This window comes from Bacillus sp. JJ864, assembly GCF_036963045.1.
GTDB lineage: Bacteria > Bacillota > Bacilli > Bacillales > Bacillaceae_G > Bacillus_A > Bacillus_A pseudomycoides_C.
Genome location: NZ_JBALLY010000086.1, coordinates 1 through 4,129, shown reverse-complemented (window position 1 = coordinate 4,129; position 4,129 = coordinate 1). Strand labels below are relative to the sequence as shown.

Annotated in this window: 6 protein-coding genes; 5 read left to right on the top strand and 1 reads right to left on the bottom strand. The window is 34.0% G+C overall.

Going from position 1 to position 4,129, the window contains the following annotated elements:
* The 3 genes from V7024_RS14325 to V7024_RS14315 form a co-directional block, all read left to right on the top strand.
* Positions 1-191: hypothetical protein (locus tag V7024_RS14325; protein ID WP_335521120.1), on the top strand; the 191-nt coding region annotated here is incomplete at its 5' end.
* 144 nt (positions 192-335) lie between these two features.
* Positions 336-665, top strand: coding sequence for a chaperone CsaA (csaA, locus tag V7024_RS14320; RefSeq protein WP_335521118.1), 330 nt, complete (start codon positions 336-338; stop codon positions 663-665).
* A 17-nt stretch (positions 666-682) separates the two neighbouring features.
* Positions 683-1,192 carry a DUF1572 family protein gene (locus V7024_RS14315; protein WP_335521116.1) on the top strand — a complete coding sequence of 170 codons (510 nt, stop codon included), beginning with the start codon at positions 683-685 and terminating at the stop codon, positions 1,190-1,192.
* Between the two features lie 48 nt (positions 1,193-1,240).
* On the opposite strand, the gene V7024_RS14310 is transcribed toward V7024_RS14315, so the two are convergent.
* Entirely contained in the window at positions 1,241-1,531 is a 291-nt protein-coding gene (locus tag V7024_RS14310; RefSeq protein WP_335521114.1) for a hypothetical protein, read from the bottom strand.
* 89 nt (positions 1,532-1,620) lie between these two features.
* On the opposite strand from V7024_RS14310, the gene spoIIP reads away from it, so the two are divergent.
* Both spoIIP and V7024_RS14300 read left to right on the top strand, forming a co-directional pair.
* Positions 1,621-2,775, top strand: a complete 1,155-nt coding sequence (spoIIP, locus tag V7024_RS14305; protein WP_335521113.1) for a stage II sporulation protein P — start codon at positions 1,621-1,623, stop codon at positions 2,773-2,775.
* Between the two features lie 311 nt (positions 2,776-3,086).
* A complete protein-coding gene (locus V7024_RS14300) occupies positions 3,087-3,827 on the top strand; it encodes a M15 family metallopeptidase (RefSeq protein ID WP_335521111.1) in 741 nt (246 codons plus the stop codon).
* The last annotated feature ends 302 nt before the right edge of the window (positions 3,828-4,129 follow it).

The window sequence follows — 4,129 nt, the reverse complement described above, 5'->3', positions numbered from 1 at the left end:
GTTTAAAACAAAAGAAGAAAGCAAGTAGTGTTCATGTTGTATTCTGCATAGCAGCGACTTATATGTCGAAAAATTTTATAGTTCGAAAGTATAAAACAAAGGTATGTAAGCCTTTTTCTTTTGCGAAGGAAAATGCAGGAGATTGTCTAATATATAGATTGAATAAAGACAAAAAGGCCCTTTCGTTTTAGTTGGACATATAGAAACGGTTAGGGTCTTTTCCTGCCGCATACAAGGGTTAAAATAAGTGCAGGTTATGTTTTGTTATACAAAGCAGCGACTTAGTTGGTAACTCAAAATGAATTTATAGATTAATAGCAAGGAGGGGGATAGAAATGGCTACTTTTGAAGATTTCATGAAATTAGATATTCGTATTGGAACAATTCGTCAAGCAGAACTATTTCCAGAAGCTCGAGTGCCTGCAATTAAGCTAGAGATTGATTTTGGTGAACTTGGAATGAAACAGTCAAGCGCACAAATCACGAAACGATATACACCGGAAGAGCTTATTGGAAAGCAAGTTGTTGCGGTTATCAATTTTCCGCCAAAACGAGTGGCAGGATTCAAATCTGAAGTTCTTGTACTTGGTGGTGTTCCTGAAAAAGGAGATGTCATTTTACTAGAACCGGGTATGGAAGTGCCGAATGGGACAGCGATTAGCTAAAAATAGGAGGAGAAAAAATGGACATAGCAAAAGCTTATTTACAGTGTGCAGTAGAAAATTTTCAAGCTATGAAAAAGCAAGGGGATCGAGCGTTATCGCAGCTTACTTATGAAGAAATGTGCTGGATGCCCCATGAAGAAGCAAATAGTATTGCGATTCTTGTGAAACAATTATCTGGAAATATGCGTTCAAGGTGGACCAATTTTTTAACGACAGATGGTGAAAAGAAAGATCGAAATCGTGACGATGAATTTGAAGGTGGATACGCTTCAAAAGAAGAATTGTTACATGCTTGGGAAAAGGGATGGTTATTTGTATATCAGGCGCTGGAATCTATTGCAGTTAACGATATTCTAAAAACCGTATATATACGCCGAGAGCCGCATACCGTAATGCGAGCGATTGAAAGACAAATTGCCCATTATGCTTCACACGTTGGGCAAATGATTTATATTGGAAAACTATTGAAGGAAAAAGATTGGACATGTTTAAGTATTCCGAGAGGAAAGTCTAATCAGTTTCTGTAAAAATAACGTGAATGTATTGTATGTACGGTTTCGGCATATTACCTTTCTTTAATTTTTTATATTTGAAAAGAACTTATATAATATCATATATAAAACGTATATCCCTATATATGAACCAGTAAGAAGAAACAACGGATTCAATAAAATTGAATGAATGGTTGTCATAAAAACAGTTTGTTGACGTAGTACTTCATACACAGAAAATGCAATAATAGTGCCAAATCCATATAAACAAACATAGGCAAATAGATCTAACCAAATACGAATACGTGGATGTACCGCAAGTAAAACAAAGAAACACGATAACACAATAGGAAATAATCCAATCATCAGCTTCAATTCTTTTCACCTCAGTGCCAATATTGCCAAATTTCATTTGGTCTATTCTCTATAGCTTGTACATATGTTTAGGGAGAGAGGGTGATCTAATGAATCGAAGCTATTTTTATGTGAAACGGACAAGTCTTCCGAAATTTATTTTTCTACTTTTATTGGGTATTATGGCAGCTTTTTTATTTGTTAGTATGATCGTAACCTCATTAAAGGAGACAAAGTCAACGTATTTATATAAATGGTTAAATGAGTTGTCTATGAATGGTTATATGTATGTACTTGGTTCAGAAAATCGTTATTTTACACAAGAATATCGCCATTTAAATACAGATTTTTCGATTTCTTCTTTTGTTTTATCTGCCGCGACAAATATTCGCTTTGATGACGTTCGTAGTTTAATTGGAATAGAGCTCCCTGGATTTTCAAAATATGACACGGAAATTGTAATTGCTGGAGAAGGAACAAATTATACGAATTTGCCGATTGAATCGAGTGTACCTTTAGAAGAGCTTGTAAAAGAGCGGACGGGGGAACAAGAAAAATCTCAAAAAAACGAATCACCTCAAGAGAAAAAAAAGCCAGCCCAAACAACAGGAAATCGAAAAGTAGCATTTATTTATCATACGCATAGTTGGGAGTCATATTTACCATTGTTAAATTTAACGAATAATCCAGATCCAAATAAAGCAACTAGCTCAGTAAAGAATATTTCTATATTTGGGGATAGATTTCGCGAAAAGCTAGAAAATTATGGGGTAGGTACAACAGATGATAAAACAGATGTTGGAAAAATGTTGGTGAGCCGAGGATTAAATGATCGCAGTTCTTACAAAATGTCTCGTGAGATTGTGCAAGAAGCAATGACAAGTAATAGAGAGCTGCAATACTTTTTTGATTTGCATAGAGATAGTGCTCGGAAAGAAGTAACGACGAAAACAATTGATGATAAATCATATGCGAAGTTGGCATTTGTTATTGGGAAGGGAAATAAAAATTATGCGAAAAACCTGCAATTGGCAACAGTGCTGCATGAATCATTAAAGGAAAAATATCCTGGAGTAAGCCGAGGTGTTATTCAAAAGGATTTTAGCTCGGGAAATGGTGTATACAATCAAGATTTATCCGGTCAAGCTATTCTTATTGAAGTGGGCGGCGTTGATAATACAGAAGAGGAACTCGATCGTAGTATAGACGTACTTGCAGAAGCATTTAGTGAGTATTACTGGCAAGCTGAAAAGGTGAATGGTTAAGCGTAAGCAAGTGTTGCTTGCGCTATTTATTTTGTACAAAAGTTGTTTCTTTACTTTATGAAAAGGGATTTGGAAGAATGATAGCGAATTTTCATTTATAAAACATACTTACCAATAATTATATTATGTAAACAATTAATTGAAGTATAAGCATTCTTAGAATTAGATAAGTAATTGTCATGTATTTGTTTAAAGAAGTAAAAAAATGGGCAAAAATACATGGTATGTGATGAGAATAATCAATTGTTGTGAACTGTAGTGGAAGTCGATAAGTGTGTTGTGGAAAAATTATTAGAATAAAAGGATGTTATATGAAAAAAAAATGGATGCTGTTCAGTATAGTCATTGTTGTTGGCGTGATTATGATTGCAATGCCCCAATATATAAAACATAAAGAAAAACAAGCAATAGAAGCACAAGGGAATATTGTGTTTCCAAAGGTACAAGAAACAACAGCAAAAATAGAAGGAGGGCTTGCAGTTGTAAATAATCCAGATTCAACGCTTGTTCTTGTAAATAAGAAAAGGCGCTTGCCTGATTTGTATGAGCCGCAAGATTTAGTGATACCCCAAGTTCGTTTTCTATATGAAGGCGATAATGAAAAAAAGAAAATGCGTAAAGAAGCAGCTCTATCATTGGAGCGTATGTTTCAACAAGCGAAGCGTGAAAAAATCTTTTTGTTTGCTGTTTCGGCATTTCGTTCATTTGAAAGGCAAAAAGCATTGAATACGATGTATAAAAAACAAGATGGAGAAGCAAAAACAGCTATGTCTAGTGCAACTCCTGGTACAAGTGAACATCAAACAGGATTAGCGGTTGATATTACATCACAATCGGCAAAGTTTCAATTAGAACCTTCCTTTGGAGAAACGAAAGAAGGAAAGTGGCTTGCTGAAAATGCCCACAAGTTTGGTTTTATTATCCGTTATGAAAAAGAAAAAGAAGAGGTAACAGGGTATACGTATGAACCATGGCATGTTCGTTATGTTGGACAACCATATGCTACGTATTTATATGAAAATCAACTTACTTTAGAAGAAGCTACCAAGTGATTATCGTTAGTGTTTTTCTTTATCCTTTACAAATGGATGTTTCATATTAATGATGGTGTTATGTAAGAAAAAAGTATAAGTATAAACAAAAAAGCAATGTTTCTTAGAGGGAACATTGCTTTTTTGTTGTTATGATTTAAGCATGTATTGTATAATGAGAAAATTTCTTTTTTAGAGAATATTTTTCTTTTTTTGTCACTTTTTGAGAGGATTTATCATGTATAATAAAGAATATATTAATATATAATTTTAATATATTTTTCATCTATTAATGGATACTGCGGCTTTAAATTGGTTATTCA

Coding starts and splice junctions, on each gene's coding strand:
- csaA (WP_335521118.1), top strand. CDS start 336: ATGGCTACTTTTGAAGATTTCATGAAATTAGATATTCGTATTGGAACA.
- V7024_RS14315 (WP_335521116.1), top strand. CDS start 683: ATGGACATAGCAAAAGCTTATTTACAGTGTGCAGTAGAAAATTTTCAA.
- spoIIP (WP_335521113.1), top strand. CDS start 1,621: ATGAATCGAAGCTATTTTTATGTGAAACGGACAAGTCTTCCGAAATTT.
- V7024_RS14300 (WP_335521111.1), top strand. CDS start 3,087: ATGAAAAAAAAATGGATGCTGTTCAGTATAGTCATTGTTGTTGGCGTG.